The sequence below is a fragment of the Acinetobacter pullicarnis genome, from assembly GCF_006352475.1.
In the GTDB taxonomy this organism is placed as follows: domain Bacteria; phylum Pseudomonadota; class Gammaproteobacteria; order Pseudomonadales; family Moraxellaceae; genus Acinetobacter; species Acinetobacter pullicarnis.
Map to the genome: position 1 here is coordinate 1,719,199 of NZ_VCMZ01000001.1, position 26,431 is coordinate 1,745,629.

21 protein-coding genes are annotated in these 26,431 nt (G+C 41.1%); 15 read left to right on the forward strand and 6 right to left on the reverse strand.

From position 1 onward, the window contains the following. Positions 1-48 precede the first annotated feature (48 nt). From FD716_RS07585 to FD716_RS07620, 9 genes are all read left to right on the forward strand, one after another. On the forward strand, positions 49-654 hold the full coding sequence (locus FD716_RS07585) for a LysE family translocator (RefSeq protein WP_139851732.1): 606 nt from the start codon (positions 49-51) through the stop codon (positions 652-654). A 54-nt stretch (positions 655-708) separates the two neighbouring features. Next, entirely contained in the window at positions 709-999 is a 291-nt protein-coding gene (locus tag FD716_RS07590; protein ID WP_139851733.1) for a hypothetical protein, read from the forward strand. Positions 1,000-1,170: 171 nt separating this feature from the next. Continuing rightward, positions 1,171-1,308: a hypothetical protein gene (locus FD716_RS18860; RefSeq protein ID WP_171477004.1), complete on the forward strand. Its 138-nt coding sequence runs from the start codon at positions 1,171-1,173 to the stop codon at positions 1,306-1,308. A gap of 70 nt (positions 1,309-1,378) precedes the next feature. Then, on the forward strand, positions 1,379-1,885 hold the full coding sequence (locus tag FD716_RS07595) for an SMI1/KNR4 family protein (RefSeq protein ID WP_139851734.1): 507 nt from the start codon (positions 1,379-1,381) through the stop codon (positions 1,883-1,885). 68 nt (positions 1,886-1,953) lie between these two features. Then, positions 1,954-2,385 (forward strand): GNAT family N-acetyltransferase, encoded by a 432-nt coding sequence (locus tag FD716_RS07600; protein WP_139853637.1) that lies wholly within the window; start codon positions 1,954-1,956, stop codon positions 2,383-2,385. Positions 2,386-2,556: 171 nt separating this feature from the next. Next, positions 2,557-3,573, forward strand: coding sequence for an aspartate carbamoyltransferase catalytic subunit (locus FD716_RS07605; RefSeq protein WP_139851735.1), 1,017 nt, complete (start codon positions 2,557-2,559; stop codon positions 3,571-3,573). A gap of 9 nt (positions 3,574-3,582) precedes the next feature. Next, on the forward strand, positions 3,583-4,818 hold the full coding sequence (locus FD716_RS07610; RefSeq protein ID WP_139851736.1) for a dihydroorotase: 1,236 nt from the start codon (positions 3,583-3,585) through the stop codon (positions 4,816-4,818). A gap of 205 nt (positions 4,819-5,023) precedes the next feature. After that, positions 5,024-6,034 (forward strand): lysozyme inhibitor LprI family protein, encoded by a 1,011-nt coding sequence (locus FD716_RS07615; RefSeq protein WP_139851737.1) that lies wholly within the window; start codon positions 5,024-5,026, stop codon positions 6,032-6,034. Positions 6,035-6,200: 166 nt separating this feature from the next. Continuing rightward, positions 6,201-6,986 carry a Rossmann-like and DUF2520 domain-containing protein gene (locus tag FD716_RS07620; RefSeq protein WP_139851738.1) on the forward strand — a complete coding sequence of 262 codons (786 nt, stop codon included), beginning with the start codon at positions 6,201-6,203 and terminating at the stop codon, positions 6,984-6,986. Between the two features lie 34 nt (positions 6,987-7,020). Here FD716_RS07620 and trmB read toward each other — a convergent pair whose 3' ends face one another. After that, positions 7,021-7,737 (reverse strand): tRNA (guanosine(46)-N7)-methyltransferase TrmB, encoded by a 717-nt coding sequence (trmB, locus tag FD716_RS07625; RefSeq protein WP_139851739.1) that lies wholly within the window; start codon positions 7,735-7,737, stop codon positions 7,021-7,023. A 216-nt stretch (positions 7,738-7,953) separates the two neighbouring features. Between trmB and FD716_RS07630 the strand changes: the two genes are divergently transcribed. Beyond that, the gene (locus tag FD716_RS07630; RefSeq protein ID WP_139851740.1) at positions 7,954-9,654 is read left to right on the forward strand and encodes an Hsp70 family protein; all 1,701 of its coding nucleotides are present in this window, start codon (positions 7,954-7,956) and stop codon (positions 9,652-9,654) included. 270 nt (positions 9,655-9,924) lie between these two features. On the opposite strand, the gene FD716_RS07635 is transcribed toward FD716_RS07630, so the two are convergent. Beyond that, positions 9,925-11,070 carry a hypothetical protein gene (locus FD716_RS07635; protein ID WP_139851741.1) on the reverse strand — a complete coding sequence of 382 codons (1,146 nt, stop codon included), beginning with the start codon at positions 11,068-11,070 and terminating at the stop codon, positions 9,925-9,927. Between the two features lie 418 nt (positions 11,071-11,488). Between FD716_RS07635 and FD716_RS07640 the strand changes: the two genes are divergently transcribed. Then, positions 11,489-12,579 (forward strand): IS4-like element ISAba1 family transposase gene (locus FD716_RS07640; RefSeq protein WP_088631513.1). Its coding sequence is split into 2 segments (ribosomal slippage): positions 11,489-12,029 and positions 12,029-12,579, totalling 1,092 coding nucleotides; the frame shifts between segments, so codons are not numbered across the junction. A gap of 67 nt (positions 12,580-12,646) precedes the next feature. On the opposite strand, the gene FD716_RS07645 is transcribed toward FD716_RS07640, so the two are convergent. Then, the gene (locus tag FD716_RS07645) at positions 12,647-14,626 is read right to left on the reverse strand and encodes an MFS transporter (RefSeq protein WP_139851742.1); all 1,980 of its coding nucleotides are present in this window, start codon (positions 14,624-14,626) and stop codon (positions 12,647-12,649) included. 358 nt (positions 14,627-14,984) lie between these two features. Here FD716_RS07645 and FD716_RS07650 point away from each other — a divergent pair, with 358 nt between their 5' ends. Next, a complete protein-coding gene (locus FD716_RS07650; RefSeq protein ID WP_139851743.1) occupies positions 14,985-17,444 on the forward strand; it encodes an ExeM/NucH family extracellular endonuclease in 2,460 nt (819 codons plus the stop codon). Between the two features lie 75 nt (positions 17,445-17,519). Here the strand turns inward: FD716_RS07650 and adeS are convergent, their stop codons facing one another. Beyond that, positions 17,520-18,602: a two-component sensor histidine kinase AdeS gene (gene adeS / locus FD716_RS07655; RefSeq protein WP_139851744.1), complete on the reverse strand. Its 1,083-nt coding sequence runs from the start codon at positions 18,600-18,602 to the stop codon at positions 17,520-17,522. Beyond that, complete coding sequence (adeR, locus tag FD716_RS07660; RefSeq protein WP_139851745.1) at positions 18,599-19,339, reverse strand: efflux system response regulator transcription factor AdeR; 741 nt, start codon at positions 19,337-19,339, stop codon at positions 18,599-18,601. The genes adeS and adeR overlap by 4 nt, the downstream gene beginning before the upstream one ends. A gap of 198 nt (positions 19,340-19,537) precedes the next feature. Here adeR and FD716_RS07665 point away from each other — a divergent pair, with 198 nt between their 5' ends. The 3 genes from FD716_RS07665 to FD716_RS07675 all read left to right on the forward strand — a co-directional run bounded on the left by FD716_RS07665 (position 19,538) and on the right by FD716_RS07675 (position 25,144). Beyond that, positions 19,538-20,704, forward strand: coding sequence for an efflux RND transporter periplasmic adaptor subunit (locus FD716_RS07665; RefSeq protein WP_139851746.1), 1,167 nt, complete (start codon positions 19,538-19,540; stop codon positions 20,702-20,704). After that, the gene (locus tag FD716_RS07670; protein WP_139851747.1) at positions 20,701-23,802 is read left to right on the forward strand and encodes a multidrug efflux RND transporter permease subunit; all 3,102 of its coding nucleotides are present in this window, start codon (positions 20,701-20,703) and stop codon (positions 23,800-23,802) included. The genes FD716_RS07665 and FD716_RS07670 overlap by 4 nt, the downstream gene beginning before the upstream one ends. A gap of 160 nt (positions 23,803-23,962) precedes the next feature. Continuing rightward, positions 23,963-25,144 (forward strand): DUF418 domain-containing protein, encoded by a 1,182-nt coding sequence (locus FD716_RS07675; RefSeq protein WP_171477005.1) that lies wholly within the window; start codon positions 23,963-23,965, stop codon positions 25,142-25,144. 92 nt (positions 25,145-25,236) lie between these two features. Here the strand turns inward: FD716_RS07675 and FD716_RS07680 are convergent, their stop codons facing one another. After that, positions 25,237-26,397, reverse strand: coding sequence for an acyl-CoA dehydrogenase family protein (locus tag FD716_RS07680; protein ID WP_139851749.1), 1,161 nt, complete (start codon positions 26,395-26,397; stop codon positions 25,237-25,239). Positions 26,398-26,431: the final 34 nt, after the last annotated feature.

Genomic DNA, 26,431 nt, shown 5'->3' on the forward strand with positions numbered 1-26,431 from the left:
GTTTACCCAATTAAAACTAAATCATAAAAAAGCAACGGATGCAGTCGGATGATGACCCTTATTATTTCCATGTTTAGTTTTGCATTATCGATGTCGATTTCACCGGGGCCAGTGAACTTTACGACACTGAGCAGTGCCATGAATTATGGCTTTAAAAACACCTTTGCTTTTGTGTCGGGTGCCACCATTGGATTCAGTTTATTACTCGCAGCGGTATGTTTTGGCTTGGCGCAACTGTTTAATAGCTATCCTATCCTTCTTGATCTGATTACCGCAGCCGGTTCACTACTATTGCTTTGGATGGGATGGAAAATCTTTGCGGCACAACCCGAACAGGTCAACATCCAAGCGGTCGCCAAAGCGCCAAACTTTATGCAAGGGGTCTTGATGCAATGGCTAAATCCTAAAGCATGGATTGCGGCATTTGCAGGGGCTGCGGCATTTTCAGTACGTCAAAAAAACTCAGATCTTATATTATTTATTGCGATTTATTTTGTGGTTTGCTATTTGTCATTATTGTGCTGGGCGATTTTAGGCGAAAAAATGGCGGTGTTTTTAAAGCAAAGTCATCGGGTGAAAATCATGAATCGAGTCATGGGTATTGCCTTAATGTTGATTGCTGTGGATATTGGTATGAGTCGATTGCTCGGTTAAATATTTGATGTGTCTGATGGATTGTATTTAGCCTAAGCAGGAGTATGTAGAACGATGACTGTTTATAAAGCCGTGCTGAATTGGCATTTACCGGCCACTCAATATATGCCAATGATTCAAGCCAATCGACCGATGTATTTTATTACTCACCTTGTGGATCATCCCAAATGCCAGCATTGGAGTGTGGTACTTAACGTTGATCAAAATCAAATGGATCTGGCTCAGTTGCATTTTTTAATGGGGGATCAGGCGACGAGTATGAGTTTAGGTGATGTTTTGACCCTATATCATGGTCCAACTGCTGTTGCGGAGGTACGTGTTATTGCAGGGTTAATGGATACATAAAACATCGTCTTATATCTTCTATGAATTTGGTGGTTGTAGATAGTCGATACCGTTCATATTGGAAATAAGACTAAGCCAAAATTTAACAACGCAGGTTTTACATTCAATAAATCTTCCTATGGGTTAAAGCCGTTGCTATATTCTTTGTCTAAAATAAATAAGAGCAAGCAGATGCCAATAGTCACGATAGATGTGAGACAACAGTACCCAGCAGCGTTAGAAGTGAAAATCATGCAGGCAGTGCGTGCGGCCTTCCACCAAAGAGTGGATGGAACAGTCGCTACTCAATTAAATACTTTAAAATTTTAATCTCACTCAATTAGATAGAATCTGGGAATAAAAATTAATGATTTACTGCATTTAAATTATCGAGAATATGATGTCGAACTTTCCTACTTTACTGAGTCAGCTTCACCAATTGGAATTTGATTATGCCGATGGTGAGGGAATTGATTTTGAGCCATTTCAAAATTTTATATCGACAACAGATACCCTTGAGTGGTTAAGGCTATGGACAGGGAATTCTGAAATTGACCACAGTCCTTTCTTGGTATTTGGTCAAGATGGGACAGGGGGGTATGCCGCTTTTTGGTTAATTGAGGCGTCGCTCGATATTTTAGAACAACCGATTGTATTTTTCGGTTCAGAAGGCGAAATCGGAGTGGTAGCAAAAAACTTTAATGATTATTTGTGGCTGTTGGCTCAGAATTTTGGTCCCTATGAAGCGGTTGAAGAATCTCATTCAAATCGATCAAGTAATGCCGTATTTTTAGATTTTGCTGAACAGCATGCGACTTCTGCATATCGTCCTGCTTTTGAAATGATTCAGGCTGCTCAAATAGCTTATCCAACATTCGAAACGCAGATTGAGGCGTTGTGCCGTTAATCTTGCCGCTGAGTAAAATTCTTGTATGCTAATGAACTTCATAAATGATGTATAAACAAGGTTGTTCTATGATTGTTCAAGCCACTCAAGCCGATTATTTAACCTTGATTGATCTTTGGGAAAGGTCGGTACGTGCAACCCATGATTTTCTGCCAGAAACTGAAATCGCTCAATTAAAGCCGCTGATTTTAAATGAGTACTTTGCACAGGTATGCCTTCATGTTGTGGTGCGGGATAATCAGATTTTAGGTTTTCTTGGCAGCAGTGAAGATAATATTGAAATGTTGTTTATCGATCCGGATTTTAGGCGCACTGGCGTTGGCTCAAGTTTGCTTGATTTTGCGGTTAAACAACTGGGCATTCATAAAGTTGATGTAAATGAGCAAAACACTCAAGCCGTCAATTTTTATAAAAAATCTGGGTTTGAGGTGGTGGGTCGGTCTGAATTAGATGGGCAAGGCAATCCTTATCCGCTGCTGCATATGGTATGCCCGCAATGAAATATTTTAGCTGCGGCATTCCACCGCAGCATAGTTGAAGCAGAGGATTAACATCAAAAAAACCTATTTTACTCAATGTGGTAGATTGGCTGCTCGAATGTTGAAAACTTAAGCTGACCAACGACCTAGGTTTCTGTATAATAGTTCAACTTAACAGATCAGGAATCTCTCATGCACTTGGCGGCATTGCATACTCCGAGTCAGATTCAGCTCAACCAACAAGGTCATCTTAAACACTTCTTGACCATCGAAGGGCTTTCCAAACAGACCCTCACCAAAATTCTAGATACAGCCAATTCCTTTTTCAATGATCAAAATCAACTGATAACCAACTCCTTATTAGAGGGTCGGACAGTCATGAATTTGTTTTTTGAAAACTCAACCCGTACCCGTACCACCTTTGAAGCAGCGGCAAAACGCTTATCTGCCAACGTGATTAACATTGATATTGCGCGTTCAAGTACCTCAAAAGGGGAAACTTTACGCGATACTTTGTGGAATCTTGAGGCGATGGCGGCTGATATTTTTGTGGTACGTCATTCATCTTCGGGTGCAGCACATTTTATTGCACAAACCGTGTGCCCAGATGTGGCGATTATTAATGCTGGGGATGGCCGTCATGCGCATCCAACGCAAGCCATGCTCGACATGCTGACCATTCGCCGCGAAACCAAAAAGCCATTTGAAGCTTTAAGTGTCGCGATTATTGGCGATATCAAGCATTCACGTGTGGCACGTTCCGATGTCGCCGCATTACAAACCTTAGGTTGTACCGACATTCGCGTGATTGCACCGAATACTTTGTTGCCGTATGGCTTTGAGGAATATGGGGCTGGGGTACGCTTGTTCAATAATATGGAACAAGGTATTCAAGACTGTGATGTGATTATGACGTTACGCATTCAAAATGAGCGGATCGATTCACCAGCACTGTCTTCACAAGCTGAGTTTTATAAACTTTATGGCTTAAACCAACAACGCTTGGCATTGGCAAAACCGGATTGTATCGTGATGCATCCGGGGCCGATGAACCGTGGGGTCGAGATTGATTCTAGTATTGCCGATGGCGATCGTGCAGTCATTTTACAGCAAGTGACCAATGGGATTGCAGTACGTATGGCGGTGTTGGCACTGTCGATGCAGGGGCAGTTGCAAGAGCAGGGTTTAATTGAAGCCGTGAGCATATAAGGGATCGTCATGACTATTGTAAAAATCGAAAATGTGCGTGTATTAGATCCGATTCAACAGATTGATCAAATTCAAAGTGTTTATCTTGAAAATGGCAAATGGATTGCAGCGTGTGACGATGTGACGGAAAGCATTGATGGACAAGGCAAATGGCTGATGCCAACCATGGTCGATCTATGCGCCAGAATGCGTGAGCCGGGACAGCAACAACACGGTACACTAAAAACAGAAGGTCGAGCTGCCCGTGAAAATGGGATTTTACACGTATTTACCCCACCAGACTCCAAGCCAATTGTGCAAGACAATGGCGCTTTGGTGCAGGGCTTGGTTGAAAAAGCCATGTTGGACGGTGGTATTTATTTACAAGTGATTGGCGCGCAAACCCAAGGCTTAAATGGTAAACAACCCTCAAATATGGCTGGCTTGAGAAAGGGCGGTTGTAATGCAGTCACCAATGCCAATGCACCGTTTGAAAATGATGATGTGGTGTTACGCACACTGGAATATGCAGCTGGTTTGGGCTTAACCGTGGTGTTTTATGCCGAAGAAGCACAAATTGCCAAAGATGGTTGTGTGCATGAAGGCTTTATTGCATCACGCCAAGGTTTACCAAGCATTCCAGTATTGGCCGAAACCATCGCGATTGCTAAATATTTACTCATGATTGAAGCGGCTCAGGTGCGTGCGCATTTTAGTCTATTGTCTTGTGGTGCATCGGTTGCACTCATTCAGGCAGCCAAAGACAAAGGCCTTCCTGTTACCTGTGATGTGGCGATGCACCAATTGCATTTGACCGACAGCTTAATTGATGGCTTTAATTCATTGGCACATGTTCGTCCACCCTTACGTTCAGCGCAAGACAAACAGGTGTTGCGTGAGGCGGTAAAAACTGGGGTGATTGATGCAATTTGTACCCATCATGAACCCTTGAGTGCTTCTGCAAAGCTGGCACCTTTTGAGGAAACAGAGTCAGGCATTACTGCGTTTGATAGCTATGTGCCACTTGGTATGCAATTGATTCGTGAAGGTTTATTAGAACCTTTGGCATGGGTCGAAAAAGTTACCCTTGCACCTGCACGCGTGGCACAGATCCAACAGCGTTGGGAAGATGAACTTGGCTGGGTATTAATTGATCCTGAGTTAACTTGGTCGTTAGACAAAAATACGATCTTGTCGCATGGTAAAAATACTCCGCTGATTAACCAGCAGATGCAAGGTAAGGTATTGCGTACTTTTATTGGCTAAGTTTCCAATGAAGCCGATTTAACGTATCTTTTAGTCGATGATGCCTAAGGCTCAAGCAGATGAATCTGCTTGAGCCTTATTTATTGGATATATTGAAAAGCACTTTTGGACTGACTTTTTATTACTTATTTAACAATATGACTCGTAATTCAAAAAATAATTTGATTAAATATATCTCAAAATGAAGATAAGTTGGTTGTAATACATGGAAAAACAATGGATCAGCGTTGCGCTAATTTCATCAACACTGCTACTTTCGGGTTGTGATTTTTTTAAACAAAAAAAACCAGAACCCGTCGTTGAAGAAGTAACGAGCTGGAGCTGTAGTGATCAAGCCAATCTGGATCAACTACAAAAAATAGTGAAGGCTGATTATGTGAAACTGCTGGATCGTCGTTTACGTGAAAATAGCTATTATGTTGCCGACCAAGCCTTGCTGACGACCATTAACAACAGTTTGAAATTTGAAATTAAAAATATTCGAACCACGACCCAAGATCCAGCCACTGCAACCCAATTACAGTGTGAAAGCCAATTGTTGGTGGTGTTTCCGAAGGGTTTATTGCAACGTGCTGAAAATGCATTTGTTGAACAGCGTAAAGACTGTGAAGAATGTGAAAATGGTACGCTCAGAGACTATATTGAATCGGAGAGTGATGTACGTTTGAGCGATAATCAGCTCACAGGTTCATTTAACTATGAGATTAGCAAAACAGATAAAGATGGCGTAATTGTAAATGTACAAAATCATAACGCCGTGATTGAAGGGCTAGCGACAGTAGTCGAAACTGCCGTGCAATATGCTTCTTATGCCAAGGAAAATAAAGAGAACCAAGAAGCTTATCGCAAAAATGATCAAGCCAATGCACAGCAACAACAGCTTGCCCAAAAAGCCATGAATATTCGTCATAAAGAATTGCTGGCTGAAAAAACCAAGCAGGTTGAACAACTCAATCAAGCTTGGGATGACCTCAGTGTAGAACAGCGTGCTGAGCTCAAACAAGCGCAGGCGGAATGGTTTGAAAAGCGTGATATCGACTGTAAAGTACTTGCGCAAAAAGACGTCTACAGCCTTGCGGATGGTGAAAGAGAAACCTATCAAAAGCATTATAGTTATTGGGATGATGCGATGCGTGCGCAGAATCAACAGATGCAATATAACAAATGTTTTAATCAACGTACCGAAGAGCGCAGTGCTTATTTAACAACACTTTAGTCTCGATACGATTTGTACGATACGTCGTACTAATAAAAAACAGCCGATTGAGCCATCAATCGGCTGTTTTTTATTGGCTATAGAGGATCACTTTAATTGCAGTGAAAATTGCACATCTCATCAATTATTGGCATCATCGACGGGTCTTTAAAATGTAGAAGAAGCTATGCGAATCAGTATTGTTGGAGCAGGGCGTGTGGCAACACATTTGGCTAAAATTTTATCCTCACAACATCAGATGGTGCAGATTTTTAGCCCAACGCTGCTACATGCACAGCAATTGGCCAAGCAAGTTCAGGCTAGTGCTGTTGCACGAATTGAAGATTTAGATTGCACGGTCGATTTGCTGATGATTGCGGTGAGTGACCGAGCAATTTCAACCTGTATTCAACAATTGGCGCAGCAGTTTAATCAGACTTTGATCGTACACACTTCGGGCAGTACCCATTTGGATATATTGACCGAGCACTATGCGCGTGCAGGGGTATTTTATCCACTTCAGACCTTTAGCTTAGACTGTGAAATTGATTGGGCGCAGACGCCACTTTTTATTGAGACAGCACGGCCTGAAGATCTCGCGATGTTAAAAGGTATTGCAGATGGCTTGAGTCAACGGATTTATCAATACAACTCAGCACAACGCTTAAGTTTGCACTTGGCCGCGGTATTTGCATGTAATTTTAGTAATTACTGTTATGACATGGCAGCACAAATTACCACGGCTGAACAGGTTGATTTTAGTTTATTACATCCACTGATTTTAGAAACTGCCAAAAAAGCCACGCAAAACTCGCCTGAGCAAATGCAAACTGGACCAGCCGTGCGTCAGGATCAACATATTTTGGCGATGCATCAACAGATGCTTGAACAGGCACAGCGTCCTGATTTAGAAGCGGTCTATAAACGAATGAGCGAAGAAATTTTAAAGCGCCATCATCCTGAGGCGCTTTAACTTGAGCAAAAAAGTGGGAAAAGATCGTAATAGATTAGTGAATTTTCTTAAAAAGAAAATCATTAATTTCATGGCCTGATTCGATACCACGGCGTTCAAATTTGGTCTGTGGACGCCAGTCAGGACGAGGATAACTGTTGCCTTTGCCTGCCATGTTTTCAAGAGCGGGGCGGTTGTCTAATACATCTAACATCCACTCCGCATAAGGTACCCAGTCGGTTGCGGCATGAAAAGTGCCACCGAGTTTTAACTTTTGCTCAACCAAAGGCATGCGGTCATGACTGACAAAGCGACGTTTGAAATGACGTTTTTTCTGCCAAGGATCTGGGAAATAAAGTTGTACGGTATCAATGCTATTGTCTGGCATTTCTTTGAGTACTTGAATGGCATCAGCATCAAGTACGCGTAAGTTATCTAGTTCAGCCATACCCGCTTCATAAACACATTGAGCGATACCAGGCACATGGACTTCGATGCCAACAAAATTGCGTTCAGGATTGGCTTTGGCCATGAGCACAAAGGAGCGACCCATTCCAAATCCAATTTCTACGGTCAGTGGGCGTTCTGGATGTGGAAAATGTTGTCTTAGATCAGCAACAGGGTATTGCAAAATAAAATGTGCATGTTGTTCAAGCGCAGTCCGTTGAGAGGTGTTCAACGGGGCAGATCGACGCATAAAAGTGACGATTTCGCGCTGTTCAGCTAAATGCTCTAATTCGACTGGCTGCGCTTCAAGTAGATCGTTCGACATAAGGTGGGTCAATATACAATTTCAAAAGGGCTATTTTAATTCTTTGGTGGGTGATGTCAAACCTTGTGCAAGGTCTTATTATATCTTCTCGATTTTAATCAGCTATACTTGTGTTCATTCGGATGCTGCTAAGCCTTCATTATATATAGAAAAAACATGAATAATCCAGTAATATAAGACTTTTCATACCTACACTGATTGTGGAATTGAATAAAAATGCAAGAACTAAAACCTTTAATTGCCATAGACTTAGGAACAAGTAACTCACTTGTAGGTGTATTTGAAAATGGTCAAGTTCGACTCATCCACAATGCTTATGGCACCTTACTGACTCCCTCTGCAATTGCTCTCGATGAAAAGGGTCATATTTTAATTGGTCAAGCTGCACTTGAACTGCGCTATTTAGGACAGCCTGTTTTAAGTAGTTTTAAACGTTTGATGGGGACAGCAAAAACGCTCAGGTTGGGGCAAAAAAACCTGACTGCCATTGAGCTTTCTTCTTTGATTATTAAGTCATTAAAACAAGATGCTGAACAATCGTTAGGTCAAGATATTGAACAGGCGATTATTACAGTGCCTGCCTATTTTAATGATATTCAGCGGCAGGCCACGGTTTCTGCAGCTGAATTGGCAGGTTTAAACGTCAGTCGTTTAATTAATGAACCGACTGCTGCGGCTTTGGCTTACGGCCTCGGTCAAACGGAAGACAGTTGTTTTTTGATTTTTGATTTAGGCGGTGGGACCTTTGATGTCTCGATTGTTGAGATTTTTGATGGAGTGATTGAGGTGCGCGCCAGTGCGGGGGATAACTATCTCGGTGGTGATGATTTTGTACAACTCATTATGAAAAATTTTTGGAAACAAAACGCAAAGCTTTTTCACTATGAAGAAAATATTTGGCCAGATGAAATTGAAATTGCACTCAGAGAAAAGGCCCAGATTGCGTTGCACCAGTTGAGTCGCAATCCAGCAACAGAATTAAAATTTATCTGGGAAGGGGTTGAAGCTCATTTTAGTCTCACACAAGCTGATTTGATCCAGTGGGCAGAACCGTTGTTACAGCGACTACGTCGTCCTTTAGAACGAGCACTCAGAGATGCGCGTATTCGACCAGAACAGATCGACCAAGTGATTATGGTTGGTGGTGCGACGCGAATGCCCGTTGTACGAAAGTTGGTGACCAAGTTATTTGGCCGTTTTCCGTCAACCAGTATCCAACCAGATGAGGCGATTGTCCGTGGCGCCTGTGTGCAAGCGGGACTTAAAGCCAAAGATCAGGCGTTAAAGGAAGTGGTGCTGACAGATGTTTGCCCATTTAGCTTAGGCATTGCTGTCGAAGAGGAAGAGCTATTTTCGCCAATTTTGGAGCGAAATATTGTAATTCCAGCCAGTCGAGTGAGCCGCTATAGTGCGACCCAAAAAGGACAGCGCCAGATTAGTGTCAAAGTTTTTCAAGGCGAGCACCGTATGTGCAAGGAAAATGTCTTTCTTGGAGATTTGGAGGTGAAACTCCCTGTAAATAACGAGTATTTAAGTATTGATATTCGTTTTTCATATAATCCGAATGGTATTTTAGATGTCGATGTTGAGATTCCTGCAACAGGGGAAAAACTACAAAAAGTGCTAATGAATAATCAAAGCACCATGACACCTGAGCAAATTCAAATTTCACGTGAGCAATTACAACAATTGAAATTACATCCTCGGGATAATTTGATCAATAAAAGTTTATTACTGCGTGCTGAACGGCTTTATAGCGAACATACTGGAGATATCCGTGTACAAATTGGGGAGCGTACCCAACATTTCTATCAGATACTTGAGCAGCAAAATGAGCGTAATATTATTGAGGTTAGGCAGTATTTTGAAGACTTTATAAAGGATATTGAAAAACTACAGGTTTTTGATGATTATTAATCATCATCATTTTTTTATTTGCAAATTCAATCATTGATTATTTTTATCGGAAAGCTAAAGTGCGAAGTACAATAGAGTGTCTTTATATATCACTTTAGCTCCAATTGATTTTATGTTGGCCAATTTTATAAATTTGATCAGCTTAGAAAGTAAATAAACAAACTGTATTTTCTGCAGAAACCAACCCAATAAGCAGATTATCCGACTAGAATCATACTAAATAGAAAGTGACCCAAAAGAATAGTCATGCCAAATGGCATCGAAAATAATTTAATTAAGAAATTCAAAATTTTTATATAAAAAATAGCTACTGACTAGCAAGATCATACTCACCCATAGAAGACTTTTCCAGAAATGCAAGTCTGTTAAAAATAAGTCATTTGAGTCAGGGCTAGAATGCTGAGCTGACAAAGGATTGTGCTGTTCAAATGCAGTTTGATCAGCAGAGTGGCTAAGTTGTTGTTGCAGCTCAAACATTTTAACAGGGCTAAAGTCTTGTGGATCTATAAATGATTCTAAATGCTTGGGATCCACGTCTAAGGACGTAGACCAGATCGATTGATAGAGGTGATACTCAATAAGTTTACTTTGTAAGCGCTGAGGATAATAATCTTCACTATAATTTTGTTGATCCTCTGGGTAGCAGGATTCCCATAGTGCTAGGAAACGTTGAAACTGAGGATTAGCAATCTCAGCATCAATTTCAGCCAATGGTGCAAGGAGTTGATCTTTAATTGTAATTTGTTCACTAATATTGAACTGATCACGTTGAGTGAGCAGCAATTGAAATTGATGATAAACATCATCATCGATTTTTTGATTCCACAGGGCTTGACTCAGTTCATCTAAAGTCTGATTAAAGCAATGCGTTGTTGCATTCACATCACATCCCAATTGGGTACAGCGATGAGAGGTTAAATTTTGAAGGGTATCCGGTATTGCATGAGGTGCCAGTAAGAAAAAAAAATCCTCTAAATCTTGCGTATCTAATAAGCGTTGAATTCGTTCGAGCTGCATGTGCTGTTGTGCGGCATCATTGAGTTGCTCAATCATTTGCTTTAATTCAAAGAGTGCTTCACGTAATTGGAATTGAATGTTTTTCTGCTCAACTTGCAGCACTAGATGTTGGTATTTAGAAGTAATTTCATCATTTAAATCGAAGGGTACAATCGGTTGTTGTTGTAAGTCGGTATTATTGGAACGCAAAATCATCTGATCCTCAGCATATCGTTGAGGATCACCCAAATTGTCTTGATATTCAGCAGCAAGCTTGGCTTCTTGTAATGCATCGCGAAGCTGAATAAAGGCCTCAGTGTCAGTTTCTTGGTTAATTAACTTCAGTTGCAGTGCATATGCTTTTTTTATAGCGCGCAGATCAGATGTGGGTTCAAGGGACAAATATTGCCAACAGTTCATTTATAATTCTCGAAGAATAAAACAACTACTTAATTTAAATTCAACTACAGTCTCAACCAATTTTTTTATTTTAGTTGATCACTTTATACGTTCAAGTCTATTGCTAAAGTAATGCATGTTGAGACCGACTTAAGTAATTTTTTGGTTGGGTGTTGATCAGTATCATGGGGTTTATTCACTGTAACAAGTTAGGTCAGTAATCCGTACTTTAAAATTGTTTTAAGGCTGTAAGTGAGAACTAAGTTTAATGATAACAATATTTCACATAGGCTTAATGTTTAGATATCAATACTATAGATTGAAATGATAGAAAACAACTACACAATGCATCATCTTGTAAAATGAATCTCTGTACACGACAAAAATAGATAACTCATTGAAATAATGTCATAATAATTGTTTTCTAACGACGAATACTATGACACATCTCAATGAGTTATATCTTATCTTAAACAAATATCTAAAATGGAACAAGTCACATTTAAAGTGCTTTGCGCTCATCATGCTTGTGATTATTTTAAAGCAAACATGTAATCTTTCTTCTGCATCTAAAGCCTTGCCCATCAAGTGCTTACCACAATCATTTTATCGACGTATGCAGCGCTTCTTTGCAGGTCAGTATTTTGATTATCGTCAAATTTCTCAGTTGATTTTCAATATGTTTTCATTCGACCAAGTGCAACTGACTTTAGATAGAACCAATTGGAAATGGGGAAAACGAAATATTAATATCCTGATGCTCGCAATCGTTTATCGTGGAATAGCGATACCTATCCTTTGGACATTGCTTAATAAACGTGGAAATTCAGATACGAAAGAGCGTATTGCTTTGATTCAACGCTTTATAGCCATTTTTGGTAAAGACCGTATTGTGAATGTGTTCGCAGACAGAGAGTTTATCGGTGAGCAGTGGTTTACATGGTTAATTGAACAAGACATCAACTTCTGCATTCGTGTTAAAAAAACTTCATTGTCACCAATCATTTAGGAAAGAATCATAAAATTAGTGATTTATTTCGCCATCTTAAAGTTGGTCAAATTGAATGTCGTAAACGACGGATTTTGGTTGGTCGGGTGAAACTATATATAAGTGCACTACAGTTAGAAAATGGAGAGCTTTTACTCGTCGTTTCTCCTCAGTTTAATGCCAATGCTATTCAGGATTATGCATTACGCTGGGAAATTGAAACCTTATTCAGTTGTCTCAAAGGACGCGGGTTTAATCTTGAAAATACGCGCTTGACAGACCCTAGACGAGTGAAAAAATTGATTGCGGTGTTAGCTATAAGCTTCTGTTGGTGTTACTTAACGGGTGAATGGCAACATGATCAAAAAAAAGTGATAAAAATAAAGAAGCATGGACGACTCTCAATGAGTTTATTTCGCTATGGTTTAGACTATGTTCAAATGGCGATTCAGCGTTTAATTGGTTTTGGGAAAAAAGAAGAGTTTAAGGAAATTTTGGCAATTTTAAGAAGGCAGAACCCTGATAGGATAAGGGTTCTGTGAAATTTGTCGTGTACAGAGAAAATGAATACAAAATACTTAGTTAAAATAACAGCACTGGTTTTTTATTTTATTCAATTTCAAGAGGAAAATTAAAAGCTGGTATATGGCGAATATTGCTTTTAGTTAGACTCATTAAGAAACCAAAAAGTAGTGATACCATCAATATCGTAATGATTAATGAAAAAATTCTAAAAATAGCTAAGATTTCTTGATGCTTTAAGCACACCAAGAGAAGTGAAACAATAGTTAAAATCAAAATAACTAAGCTATATTTGAATTCAACGGCTAAGCCCACGTTTAGTACTGTAATAAATAAAATAGCAGAACTTGCAATAATGACCAAGATTGCCCTTAAATTAAGCCAGTCGCGTCGATAATAATTTGAAATAAGATCTTTACCCTCAAATTTAAACAAGCTAAAAAGTGGGTTAAACTTATGTGGTGCGATCAGAATACTAATTGGAACGAGGGCATAAAATAAAAGCCAAGGTGCGATAGATGGCGCAAGTTTCGCGTAAATTGCAATAATACCAACTGAACATAAAACCACTGCGGTCAGTGTACAAAAGCGCTCAATTCTATTCTCTGTGATGGTGAAAATTAAGAAAAAATCATGCTGGCTTCTCAGTTGTAATATAACCCATAGAAAGCAGGTTAATAATACCCAAATAAAGGTGATGCTTTGATGTAAAGTTGCCGCAATAAAATTAACCAATATGCAGAGTATAATTGCGGAAGCGAACCAAAAATAAATGGCAATTTCTTGTTGTTTCTCTGAAGAAAAACGATGAAGCACCTGGATTGCAAGCGGCATTTGTAGGGCAAAAAAATAGAAAAACCCAAGACTGAAGGCGAGTATGGTGGCAGTCACTACATTGTCGATATTATTTGCAGAAAAATAAAAAATGCAAAGGGATAAGATAATTGGAATCCAGAGCAGTAGCTTGATATTTAAGACCGTTTTTAATTTCCACCAGTTTTGCTGATGTTTGAGCGCGTTAATATCCAGTAGTTCATAGAGGTTATCTAAATGAGTGACCAAACCCAAGTCGTTTAAATGGCGTTTAAATCTCAAAATCTCAATGCATTTTAACGGCTGGTTAAGCTTGAGTTTTTTGATACTTTCGTAATATTGAGATTGTGGGTCTTCAAGTGCCATAAGGGTTTGATAACGATTTAAGCATTTTAGAATTTTTTTTTCATAAAGATGTATTTTATCGGGATCTGTACTAATCGGAAAGCTGTTTAACCAGAGTGTTGCAAACTGTTTAAACTGTTGCTTATGATCGTCACGATAACTCGCAGCAAAGGGGATTAAGAGTTTAAGTTTAATGAGTTGTTTTTCTTCGTCGCTGACAAAGTTTATATCAATGAGCAATTCTTTTAACAGTTGAAAAACCGAATCGCTTAACAGTTTCTTTTCTAGATAGACAGAAATATCTTGGCTACGTAAATAGAGCTCGGACTCTGTAAATTTGGATTTTTCAATATAATCGAATTCATATTGATTAATCTCTAAATCATTAAATAAGTCTTGTGGTTTGATCTTGAGCCAAATTTCAAGTGTGCCTAATGCATGGGCGTTGAGTAATGCATTGATTTTTTCAATTTGAAGCGTACTCTGCTGCTTATCGAGTTGTTTAATTAAATCAGCGAATTTAGATAATCTATGCTGTAAATTAAACTGGGGGTTTTGCATTTCGATGTGCTGTTTGAGCTGTTGGAAGTCGTTTTCAACTTCAAGTGCAATATCAACGTTGCTTGCTGTATAAGGTTGAGAATGCGGGATTTCAGTGAGTTGGCTTAAGTTATCTATATCACGATGCGTCATCACCTGCCTGGGCAGGATATTTGCTGTATCCATTTGAATCGGATTTTGTGCCAAACATTCAGCCTCAAACTGAGCTCGTTGCAATGCTTCGCGCAAGGCAATGAATGCGTTGGGATCGGTTTCTGGATCCATTAATTTTAGCTGAACCGCATATGCTTTTTTAATGGCTCGTAAGTCAGAAGTTGGTTTAATAGCTAAACGTTGCCAACAGTTCATTGCCTATACTCTAAAGGTCATAAAATAAAATCTAAGTCATGCTATAAAATGTATTCTGGATATATCTATGCGTTAATATATGAAGTCTAAAGCATTTTATAGGATTAGCGTCAAAAATATTAACATTTTCAGCTCATTATATTTACCAATATAGCTTAATGATTAAAATGACAGATTTAACTGTCATTTCAAGATAATCACACTACCGTTTAAGTATTTACTCTTAAAGAAAATGAGGCTGCGTAATTACGCCTGTATACAGTTATTTTCATCTTCGTTGTTTTGTTATAAAAGCTTCATAAGCTTGTCATTTTTAAGACCTATTCTTGGATATACTCCTCACAATACCTCCAAATATATGAAAAATTTAAAACCACATACGCTCGCTTTAAGTTTATTGTTACTCGGGGTTTCTGCACCGAGTTATGCTCAATTGATGTTTAGCCAATATATTGATGGGAATTCTAATCGCAAAGGTTTAGAAGTTTTTAATCCAGATGCAGCCACTGTTCGTTTGGAAGATTATGAAATCCAGTTGTTTAGTAATGGTTCGCAAACAAAAACCATGACGGTTGCATTAACGGGATCACTTGCGACTCAGCAAAAACATTTGGTAGGTCGGAGCGAACTACAAACGTTGCTTGGCAATAAGGTGAAGCAAGTTGCGGCATTAAATTTTAATGGCGATGATGCGATCGTTTTACTCTACAAAGGTACGCCAGTTGATCGCTTTGGGCGTGTTGGTGAGTTTTTTGAGAAAACCGGATGGGGAAAAGGGCCAACCAGTTTTAATCAAAGTTTTAGTCGGACTAAAAAAACCAATCCAGTCACTTCAATTGATCAAGCAGCGGTATTTGATTTAGAAAGCGAGTGGGGGATCTGGGACGATCGTAATAATTTTGATAAATATTTAGGCTCAGATAATACGCCACCGGTTACTGAAAATATCAGTTGTAGCTCAAGCGATACCCCAATTGCGGATTTGCACAAAGCCAAATTAGATGCGCGTTATATTGTGCGTGGGGTGGTTACCGCAGATTATCGCTATGCCAATGGGATGTCAGGTTTATATATACAGACCCAGGACAGTAAGGCCAAGCCAAATCTCAGCAATGCTATTTTTGTTTATATCCCTGCCAGCAGTAAGGTCAAAGGCGGACAGGTTGGGCAAGAAGTGGTGTTGAGTGGGCGTTTAACCAATTTTCAAAACCAGCTACAAATGGATCAGCTCAATCAAGATATCTTGAGCTGTAATCAACAAGCAGCACATTTGGTAACGCCTTTAGAGGTTAAATTGCCATTTAGCAGTTTGACTGACGCCACAGGCAATGTGCCCAAACGCTATCAAGGCATGTTGGTTAAAATTCCACAGACTTTAACGGTTAGTGAAAACTACGATTACAGTCGTTATGGTCAATTGGCTTTAAGCCTTGGACGTTTATATATTCCAACCAATTTACATCCTGCTAATTCTGCCGAAGCCAAAGCTTTGGCGCAGCAAAATCTACTGTCTAAAATTATTTTAGATGATGGTTATAATGCACAGAATTTAACCCCTTGGTTGCCACAAAATTTTAGTGCCCAAAATACAGTAAGATCGGGTAATCAATTAAAAAATGTGGAAGGGATTTTAGAATATCGCTTCAATGCTTGGCGCATTCAACCAATAGCGGGTAAGCCTAAACCTGAGCTAGTCACTAGCGTTAATCCTCGTAGCAGTATTCAAGCCAAAACAGCCAGCCAGATTCGTGTGGCGGCATTTAATGTGTTGAATTATGACAACGCACGCGGTGCTGAGGGTAAAGACTTTAAAACTGAACGGGGTGCTTCCAGTTATCAAGAGTTCAAAAAACAACATGCGAAAATCGTCAGCGCATTAAAAGCCATTGATGCTGATGTTTATGGTTTGATGGAAATTGGCAATAATGGCTATGATGAAAAAAGTGCGGTAGCCAGCTTAACCAAAGCCTTAGGTCCAGATTGGAAATATGTTACACCACCGAACATGGATAAACTCGGAACGGATGTGATTGCCGTTGCGATTATTTACAACAGTAAACGGGTTAAACCTGTCAATGTAACGGCCGTTTTTGATGATTTGAGTGAAAAAAACCGCGTCACCATGGCGCAAAGTTTTCAACCAATCCAAGGTGGAAAAACCTTTACTGTGGTACCCAACCATCTTAAATCGAAAGGCAGTTGTGATAAGGCCACAGGTTTAGATCAAGATCAGAAAGATGGTCAAGGCTGTTGGAACCCAACTCGCGTCAAGCATGTTGATGCATTAATTCAATGGATGGCAAAAAATCCAACACAAGCGCAACAACCAAACTACTTATTAGTTGGTGATATGAATAGCTATGCCAAAGAAGATCCAATCTTGGCATTAGAAAAAGCTAAATTTAAAGTCTTGCTCAATGATGAAAAAGTTGGACAGGGTAAAACGGCCTATAGCTATGTATTTGGTGTCAACTCGAATGCTGATGGTTATGGCGGTGCAGGTAACTTAGACCACGCCATTGCAGATCATAATCTCTATCCTTGGGTAAAACGTAGTTTTACTTGGGCAATTAATGCAGATGAACCAACAGCCTTAGACTATAACGAAGAATATAAAACGCCTGAGCAAATCGAAGCGTTCTATCATGCCGATGCTTATCGTTCATCCGATCATGATCCCGTTATTGTCGATTTAGACTTTAATCCGCCAACCATCTCAGATGAAAGCAAAGGTGGCGGTGGATCATTTGGCGTGTGGTCAATCTTTGGTTTGATGGGGCTTGCACTTAGCGCAGTATTGGGACGTCGTAGAAAGTAACGGCCAAACCGAAATGAAAAAGCAAGAATGAAAAAAGAGTTATAAATTAAGAATAAAGCGTAAGGCAGAAGCCGCTTAATTGGCGGCTTCTGTTACACGTAAACGGATCTGAAAACAGCTTCCGCCTAAACTGCTTGATTTCGCATAGGTAATATAGCCTTGATGGGAATTGACAATCGCATCGACCACAGCCAATCCTAATCCAGAACCACCTTGTGCTTTACTTCGTGACTGTTCTACGCGATAAAAAGGATGAAATAAATGCGCAATATGCTGTTCAGCAATACCTGGACCTTCATCCTCAAGTTGTAAAATCCAATCCTGATTGATTTTTTTGGTGGTGATTTTTAGTATTCCAGCATTGGCATAACGCGTGGCATTATCAAACAGAATACTTAAGACTTGTTCTAGGCGCTGAGTGTCGCAGTAGCATCGTTCATCCGTCAAATTGGCTTGAATTTTTAAACCGGCCTGATCAAAACGACTTTGAAAATTATCAATGCTTTGAATAATGACTGAGTGTAAGGAACTAAAGCTGAAATTTAAATTCAACTGTCGATTTTCAGCCAGACTTAAGGTTCTTAAATCTTCAATCAACAGTGAGAGTTGTTCAACTTGACGCAACAAATCTCTAAATAACTGTTCATCCGCTTCAAAAACACCATCTAAAATACCATGCAAGCGACCTTGTAAAATGGTGACCGGAGTACGTAACTCATGCGCAATGGCAGCATTCCACATGGTGGTATTTTTAACTGAATTTTCAAGCTTTTCCGCCATGTCATTAAAATCTAGCACCAGACGTGATAGTTCAGACAGTTGGGATTTCGAATTAATTTCAGCACGTACCGATAAGTTCCCTTCGCTGATTTGTTTGGCGGATAGCGCTAGACTGCTAATCGGGTTGAGAAACTTTTTTGCCAGTTGAATACCAAGAATGACCGAGGTAATAAAACCAGAGGCACTAACAAAAAATATCCAAGTAAAATCCACGATATTAAAATAGTCATCGTCGAGTTGTTCTGGGCTAATGAAATTGAACTCAAGGGCTAGAGAGTAAATAAAATAAGCAGTGATAAAGGATAATAACGTGGTGATCAGACTGACTTTACCCATGGTTAAAATCAGCTGGCGGCTAATACTACTGCTGGTTTTCATCTGGCTTGATCCAATCGGTAGCCGACACCACGGACATTGATTAGTAAGTTAAACAATTGCTGGTCTTCGAGTTTTTTTCTCAATTTGCTGACATGACTATCGACCGTGCGTTCTAATGCATCCCGGTCAGGTAAGCATTGCAACATCAGTTCGCTGCGGCTAAACACCTTGAAGGGTTGTTGTATCATCAGCAACAAAATTTTGTATTCGGTGAGGGTCAGGTTCAGTGGCAAGATCGCTTGAGCAGCAACATCTTCACTTTTGATAAAAACACTATGATTTTCAGTATTGATTTCAATGTTTTTAAAATACAAGGTGGTTGGGGCTGATTTACGAGCATGATGGGTTGAGCGTCTGAGTACGGCTTGCACACGTGCCACCAATTCATTGGGATTAAAGGGTTTGACCACAAAGTCATCGGCCCCCATCCGTAAGGCCATCACTTTATCAATTTCCTGATCTAACGCGGTCAGCATGATGACCGGGGTTTGTTTGCTGTGCCTCAGGGTTGTCAGCACTTCCCAACCGCTCAATTGTGGTAACTTTACATCCAAAATAATCAGGTCGATCGGGGTGTTGGCTTGAATTTCTAAGGCTTGTTGGCCGTTCATGGCACGCTTGACTTGAAAGTCCGATTTCTTTAAGTAGTTTTCGACGATATCGCCTATATCGTAATCATCTTCGACCACTAAAATCACTTTACCTTCATGGTTAAATTGAAAAGTTGGATGATTCATGCTGAGTCAGTTATTTAAAATTTGCTCTTAGCATACCGAAATGTCTGCTTTTGTTCATCCTCACAATGATTTAAATCTGCCAAAGCAATGAGTTAAAAGCAAATGTTTCTCATCTCTCCACACATTTTCCACATGCTTGTCACTGGTGATACACATATACGGTGAATAATCCCGCAAGCAAAATCATAGGTTTGTGCAATGTATAAGCAGCTTTTTTATTTTTTATCTCCCTTGTTAGGATTGGCTGTATTGAGCGGTTGCAGTGGTGAACAAGAACCTGAAACACCGGCAGCGGTTGCGGTTCAAGTCAGTGTAACCACTGCTCAAGTCCAGCCAGTCAACTTTATTGAAAACTTACCTGCGCGGGTGCAGGCTTATCGTATTGCAGAAATACGCCCACAAGTAGGTGGGATTATTGAAAAAGTATTATTTACTCAAGGCAGTGAAGTAAACGCTGGGCAGGCCTTATTTAAGATTAATGCAGAAATTTTTCAAGCAGATGTGAACAGTTATAAAGCCAACGTCACCAAGGCAGAGGCAGAAGTGAAACGTCTGAAATCCCAATTAGCACGTTATGCCGAATTGTTGCCCAGTCATGCGATTAGTCGACAGGATTATCAAAATACGGAAGCACAATATCAGCAAGCCGTCGCAGAAGTCGCGCAAATGCGTGCCAATCTGACCCGGCAAAACCTCAACCTCCAATATGCGACAGTACGTGCCCCAATCTCTGGGCGTATTGGAAAGCTGTTGGTCACAGAAGGGGCGCTGGTCAATAGCAATGACAGCAATGCCATGGCGATTGTGCAGCAAATTGATCAGGTCTATGTCGACGTAAAACAGTCGATTGCAGAATATGAGCAATTACAAGACAGTCTAAATCGTGGTGAATTGCAGCAAAGCGCCTTAAGTGCGGTAGAAATTTTAAATCAGCAAGGTGTGGCTTATCCAGTCACGGGCAAAATACTGTTTTCAGATACCAATGTTGACCCAGATACTGGGGATGTGACCATTCGTATTTTGGTTAACAATCCCCAGCGTAAATTGTTGCCGGGGATGTATGTTCGAGTGCGTCTCAATCGGGCGGCATTGCCGAATGCGATTGTGGTGCCAGAGCAGGCGGTGCAACGTGATCTCAGTGGAAAACCCCAATTGATATTGGTAAATCAACAGCAGAAAGTTGAAACCCGCAGCATCCAATTGGGACAGTTCTATCAAGGCAACTATGTGATTCTCTCAGGTTTAAACGCGGGTGAACAGGTGGTGGTTGAAGGACACGAACGTATTATTCCAGATCAAAAACTGAAAATTGTGGCGTGGAAGGCACCAGCAGCCAAAGTGGCAGTCGTGGAGACTACACCATGATTTCGCAGTTTTTTATTCGACGACCGATCTTTGCATGGGTGATCGCGATTTTTATTATTTTGTTCGGTGTGCTGAGTATTCCAAAGCTCCCGATTGCGCGCTTTCCATCGGTTGCACCACCGCAAATCAGTATTTATGCCAGTTATCCAGGGGCAACCCCACAAAGCTTAAATGACAGTGTGGTGGCATTGATCGAAAAAGAACTGTCTGGGGTAAAGAACTTACTCTATTACAGTGCGTCTTCAGATGCCTCCGGCATGGCCAGTATTTCTGCGACCTTTAAACCGGGTACCGATCCGGAAATGGCACAGGTTGATGTACAAAATAAGTTAAAAAGTATTGAGTCACGGCTTCCTCAAGCGGTTCGGCAGCAAGGCTTAACCATTGAGGCTGCTTCATCTGGCTTTTTAATGATGGTTGGCCTGCATTCACCTACGAATCAATATTCTGAAATCGATTTAAGTGATTACTTGGTTCGTAATGTGGTTGAGGAAATCAAACGAGTCGAAGGTGTTGGACGTATTGAAGCCTTTGGTGCTGAAAAAGCCATGCGAATTTGGGTTGATCCCAATCGTTTGGTGGCCTATCAATTGTCAATGCGGGATGTCAGTCAAGCCATTAAAAAGCAAAATACACCGATTTCACCGGGACGTGTTGGTGATTTACCAGCCATTCAGGGACAAATGATTAGTCTGCCATTGACTGCACAGGGGCAACTGACCACGGTAGAAGAATTCAAAAACATTAGTTTACGATCTAACAACGCTGGGGCCAAAGTGCGACTTGCCGATGTGGCCGAGGTTGAACTGGGTGCACAAAGTTATAGTTTCTCAATTTTAGAAAATGGCAAGCCTGCCACGGCCATGGCGATTCAGATGAGTCCCGGTGGCAATGCGGTAAAAACCTCAGAAGCGGTTAGAGCCAAAGTTGAAGAACTGAGCCAGTCTTTGCCCAAAGGCATGCAATATTCGATTCCCTATGACACTGCGCCGTTTGTAAAAGTGTCGATTGGAAAGGTGATCACGACGTTGCTTGAGGCAATGCTGTTGGTATTCATTGTGATGTATGTGTTTTTACACAATATTCGCTATACCTTGATTCCATCCATCGTGGCACCGATTGCACTGCTCGGAACGCTGGCGGTGATGTTGCTGTTTGGCTTTTCGATCAACGTACTCACCATGTTTGGCATGGTCTTGGCCATCGGGATCATTGTTGATGATGCGATTGTGGTAATCGAAAATGTAGAACGTATTATGGTGACAGAGGGCCTAAGTCCTGTCGAGGCAACCTCCAAAGCCATGACCGAAATTTCCAGTCCGATTATTGGGATTACCTTGGTACTGGCTGCAGTATTTTTGCCGATGGCCTTTGCCAGTGGTTCAGTCGGCATTATTTACCGTCAATTTACAGTAACCATGTCGGTCTCGATTTTATTCTCGGCATTTTTGGCACTGACCCTGACCCCGGCACTGTGTGCCACCATGCTAAAACCAATTGATGCCAACCATCAAAAGAAAGGTTTTTTTGCTTGGTTTGATCGTAGCTTTGAACGTTTTAACCGTAAATATGAAGTGCTGTTACTCAAATTACTGCGCTATATTTTGCCTATGATGGCGGTTTTTGTGGTGCTTACGGGCGCAACGGTGATGTTATTTAAATTAATTCCAACGGCATTTTTACCCGAAGAAGATCAAGGTTCATTCATTACCTCTTTTCAATTGCCAGCAGATGCAAGCCAGCAACGTACTTTAGCCGCCGTGACCCGCTTTGAGCAGCATCTAAAAACACGTGAAGCGATTCAGGACAATATTTCGGTACTGGGTTTTGGCTTTAGTGGTTCAGGACAAAATACCGCGATTGCCTTTACCAATTTAAAAGATTTTAAACTGCGTCAATCAACAGCAGCAGATGAAGTTGCTGCGACAACTGTGGCTATGCAAGCAAGCAATGAAGGCATGATTATGTCGGTATTGCCACCGGCGATTGAGGAAATGGGCTCTACGTCTGGTTTTAGTTTACGTTTACAAGACCGTGCCAATATTGGGATGGCTGCTTTATATCAAGCCCAAGCACAGTTATTGGCATTGGCAGCCCAGAGTGACAAGCTGGCACAGGTTTATCCTGATGGTTTAGCGCCAGGCAATAACGTGGATTTGAAAATTGACCGCGATAAAGCCGAAGCTTTGGGCGTCAGTTTTGATGACGTGACGGACACCATTTCGACTGCGATGGGTTCGATGTATATCAATGACTTTCCAAACCAAGGTCGGATGCAACAGGTGATTATGCAAGTCGATAGCAAATCTCGAATGCGTCCAGAAGATATTTTAAATCTTAGCGTCAGCAGCAATAGTGGAAAACTGGTCAAATTGGCAGAAATCGTGACACCTGTTTGGACCCAATCCGCGCAACAATTCAACCGCTATAATGGTAGACCTTCGCTCAATATTGCTGGTGAGGGTGCAGCAGGCGTATCGACCGGTGCGGTAATGTTGGAAATGGAGCGCTTAATTAAACAGCTGCCTAAAGGCGTGGGCTTTGAATGGAGCGGTCAGTCTTTACAGGAGAAGCAGTCTGAATCACAAACCAATTTCCTGTTGGGATTATCAATGTTGGTGGTGTTCTTGGTTCTTGCCGCACTCTATGAAAGCTGGTCGATTCCGGTGTCAGTGATGTTGGTGGTTCCACTTGGTATTCTCGGTGCGGTGTTGGCTTTGCTCATCCGTGGCCTGCCCAATGACATTTTCTTTAAAGTGGGTTTGATTACGATTATTGGTTTATCGGCAAAGAATGCCATTTTAATTGTTGAATTTGCCAAGATGCTAAAAGAGGAAGGTATGACCTTGATTGAAGCCACTGTCGCTGCCGCCAAATTGCGTTTACGCCCGATTTTAATGACCTCATTGGCATTTACCTGTGGCGTGATTCCTTTGGTATTTGCCACTGGAGCCAGTTCGGAAACTCAGCATGCGATTGGTACGGGGGTATTTGGCGGCATGATCAGCGCGACCATCTTGGCTATCTTTTTTGTGCCAGTGTTCTTTGTGTTTGTCTTAGGGATGGTTGAAAAGATTGCAGCCAAACGCAAGAAATAGCCGGTGATTGAGTGAGGGGCTTGGCCCCTCATCGAACAGTCTGCCTCCTCCCTCAATAAGGCAAAGACGAGGGAAATAGGGGAAACACGACGGTGCTTGGTTAATTGAGCTGCGTGTTAAAAACCACGACTTTCATGTGATGATCCAAGTTGAGTTGTTTATGTCCACAAGTAACTATTCTTTAGAAAGACAGTCGTTCCTTGATGTATTACGTGGCTTTGCCTTATTTGGTATTTTAATCGTCAATATTATGGCTTTTTCTTCTGCTTACTATGCTTCTGGGATTGCAAATCCGTTGCAAAACAGCCTGTGGGAAGATGCCGTTACTTTTAGTATTGCGACGTTATTTGAGACCAAGTTTTATTTGTTATTTTCATTCTTGTTTGGTTATAGCTTTAGCATTCAAATGATCTCTGCTGAAAAAAAGCAGAAGCCATTTAAAGTACTGTTTATGCGACGTTTATTGGGGTTGTTTTGCATTGGATTAATTCATGCATTGTTGCTATATCACGGCGATATCCTCAGTACCTATGCTTTGATGGGAATATTGTTATTGGCGCTGCGCCATCAAACGGATCGTGTGTTAATGGGCTGTGCGATCACCTTGATTTGCCTCACCACTTTGCTGTGGTTACTGTTGGCTTGGATGACATCACCGATTCCTGATCCGATCAACTTGGTTTTGCAAATAGAATCGGTACAACACCAATATCTGTTAGATTGGTCTACTTTAATTGCACAGCATTGGCGGGGGTTGCAAGGGGTATGGGTGATTACCCTGATGATGCAAGCACCGATTGCCTTGGCGATGTTCTGCTTTGGTTTTATCGCAGGTCGACGCCAGTTGTTTTTAAATCTTGAGCATTATCAGCTTTATTTTCCAAGAGTACGCAGATTGGCGGGCCAAGTTGCTTTACCCGTAGGGGTATTTTATGGCTATGCCAGTACTTTTCAGCCCGGCTCAGCACTAGAGATTTTTGCGCTGGCTTTAACGATTTTGAGTGCACCTCTGCTGAGTGCAGGCTATGCAGTTTGTTTGCTTAAACTTTATCAAACCAAATATTTGCATAAAGTTTTTGCTTTACTTGCCAGTGCTGGGCGGATGGCGTTGACCAACTATATCCTGCAGTCGATCATTTGTACTTATCTGTTTTTTGGGGTGGGTTTCGGTTGGATGGGGCAGTTAACACCAAGTCAAACCGTCGCTATTGCATTTAGTATTTTTATTTTTCAATGTGGATTGAGTCACTTATGGTTGCGTTATTTCTCCTACGGGCCATTGGAATGGGGACTGAGATGTTTTACCTATCTTAAATTTTTTCCTTGGCTGAGGCGAAAATAGAGCTCACTTAAGCCAGCAGAAGCATCAATCTTCATGCATACATAAATGCCTCCCTCCAAATCAGAGAGAAGGCGGTCATACTGATGGAGATTTTAAGAGGATTGCGTGGCTTCACGAATCATGTTGCGCGCAATAATCACTTGCTGAATTTGGGTGGTACCTTCGTATAAACGGAATAAGCGCACATCACGGTAAAAGCGCTCGATTGCATATTCGCTGATATAACCTGCGCCCCCATGAATTTGTACACCACGATCGGCAACACGACCACACATCTCAGTGGCAAACATTTTCGCACAAGAGGCTTCAGTACTGACATTTTTACCACTGTCACGTAAACGCGCTGCGTCGAGTACCATGCATTTGGCCGCGTAAATTTCCGCTTTGGAATCGGCCAACATGCCTTGAATCAGTTGGAAGTTTGCAATTGCTTGTCCAAATTGCTTGCGTTCAACTGCATATTTTAATGAATCATCAAGCATCCGTGTTGCAGCACCGACACTGACAGCAGCAATATGAATACGGCCTTTATCCAATACTTTCATTGCCGTTTTAAAACCAACACCTTCTACGCCACCGATCAAAGCATCGGCAGGAATGCGACAATTTTCAAAGATCACATCACAGGTATGCGCACCTTTTTGCCCCATTTTTTTATCCCGTTGACCAAGCGAAATGCCCGGTGTTTTACTGTCGACAATAAATGCAGAAATCGCGGCAGCGCCTTTTAATTGCGGGTCAGTGCGTGCCATGACGGTAAAAACACCTGCATGTGGGGCATTGGTGATAAAGCGTTTGGTGCCATTCAGAATATATTGGTTGCCATCTTTAATCGCTGTGGTTTTCAGCGAGGCAGCATCCGAGCCTGAGTCTGGCTCAGTTAAGCAAAATGAGCCAATGATCTCACCTCTTGCTAAACGTGGAAGATAGCACTGTTTTTGTTGTTCGGTGCCATCAATAACCAGTCCAGAAGAGCCAATTCCATTGTTGGTACCAATTAACGATCGGAAAGCGGGAGAGGTGCGGCCAAGCTCAAAGGCAATGTAAACCTCTTCTTCCATGGTCAATCCAAGACCTGCATATTCCTCAGGAATGGTGAAGCCAAATAAACCGAGGTCTTTCATTTGCTGAATAATGTCTGCTGGAATCTCATCGGTCTCTGCAAGCAATGCTTCATTGGGAATTAATACACCCTCAACAAATTGTCGAATCATATCAACCAATTGATCTAAGGTTTCCTGATCACGAATCATCTCCTAACTCCCTTTATATGTTCACAATGAGTAA

Excerpts from the sequence above, each read along its gene's own strand:
- FD716_RS07585 (WP_139851732.1), top strand. The coding sequence starts at position 49 with ATGATGACCCTTATTATTTCCATGTTTAGTTTTGCATTATCGATGTCG.
- FD716_RS07590 (WP_139851733.1), top strand. The coding sequence starts at position 709 with ATGACTGTTTATAAAGCCGTGCTGAATTGGCATTTACCGGCCACTCAA.
- FD716_RS18860 (WP_171477004.1), top strand. The coding sequence starts at position 1,171 with ATGCCAATAGTCACGATAGATGTGAGACAACAGTACCCAGCAGCGTTA.
- FD716_RS07595 (WP_139851734.1), top strand. The coding sequence starts at position 1,379 with ATGTCGAACTTTCCTACTTTACTGAGTCAGCTTCACCAATTGGAATTT.
- FD716_RS07600 (WP_139853637.1), top strand. The coding sequence starts at position 1,954 with ATGATTGTTCAAGCCACTCAAGCCGATTATTTAACCTTGATTGATCTT.
- FD716_RS07605 (WP_139851735.1), top strand. The coding sequence starts at position 2,557 with ATGCACTTGGCGGCATTGCATACTCCGAGTCAGATTCAGCTCAACCAA.
- FD716_RS07610 (WP_139851736.1), top strand. The coding sequence starts at position 3,583 with ATGACTATTGTAAAAATCGAAAATGTGCGTGTATTAGATCCGATTCAA.
- FD716_RS07615 (WP_139851737.1), top strand. The coding sequence starts at position 5,024 with ATGGAAAAACAATGGATCAGCGTTGCGCTAATTTCATCAACACTGCTA.
- FD716_RS07620 (WP_139851738.1), top strand. The coding sequence starts at position 6,201 with ATGCGAATCAGTATTGTTGGAGCAGGGCGTGTGGCAACACATTTGGCT.
- trmB (WP_139851739.1), bottom strand. The coding sequence starts at position 7,737 with ATGTCGAACGATCTACTTGAAGCGCAGCCAGTCGAATTAGAGCATTTA.
- FD716_RS07630 (WP_139851740.1), top strand. The coding sequence starts at position 7,954 with ATGCAAGAACTAAAACCTTTAATTGCCATAGACTTAGGAACAAGTAAC.
- FD716_RS07635 (WP_139851741.1), bottom strand. The coding sequence starts at position 11,070 with ATGAACTGTTGGCAATATTTGTCCCTTGAACCCACATCTGATCTGCGC.
- FD716_RS07645 (WP_139851742.1), bottom strand. The coding sequence starts at position 14,626 with ATGAACTGTTGGCAACGTTTAGCTATTAAACCAACTTCTGACTTACGA.
- FD716_RS07650 (WP_139851743.1), top strand. The coding sequence starts at position 14,985 with ATGAAAAATTTAAAACCACATACGCTCGCTTTAAGTTTATTGTTACTC.
- adeS (WP_139851744.1), bottom strand. The coding sequence starts at position 18,602 with ATGAAAACCAGCAGTAGTATTAGCCGCCAGCTGATTTTAACCATGGGT.
- adeR (WP_139851745.1), bottom strand. The coding sequence starts at position 19,339 with ATGAATCATCCAACTTTTCAATTTAACCATGAAGGTAAAGTGATTTTA.
- FD716_RS07665 (WP_139851746.1), top strand. The coding sequence starts at position 19,538 with ATGTATAAGCAGCTTTTTTATTTTTTATCTCCCTTGTTAGGATTGGCT.
- FD716_RS07670 (WP_139851747.1), top strand. The coding sequence starts at position 20,701 with ATGATTTCGCAGTTTTTTATTCGACGACCGATCTTTGCATGGGTGATC.
- FD716_RS07675 (WP_171477005.1), top strand. The coding sequence starts at position 23,963 with ATGTCCACAAGTAACTATTCTTTAGAAAGACAGTCGTTCCTTGATGTA.
- FD716_RS07680 (WP_139851749.1), bottom strand. The coding sequence starts at position 26,397 with ATGATTCGTGATCAGGAAACCTTAGATCAATTGGTTGATATGATTCGA.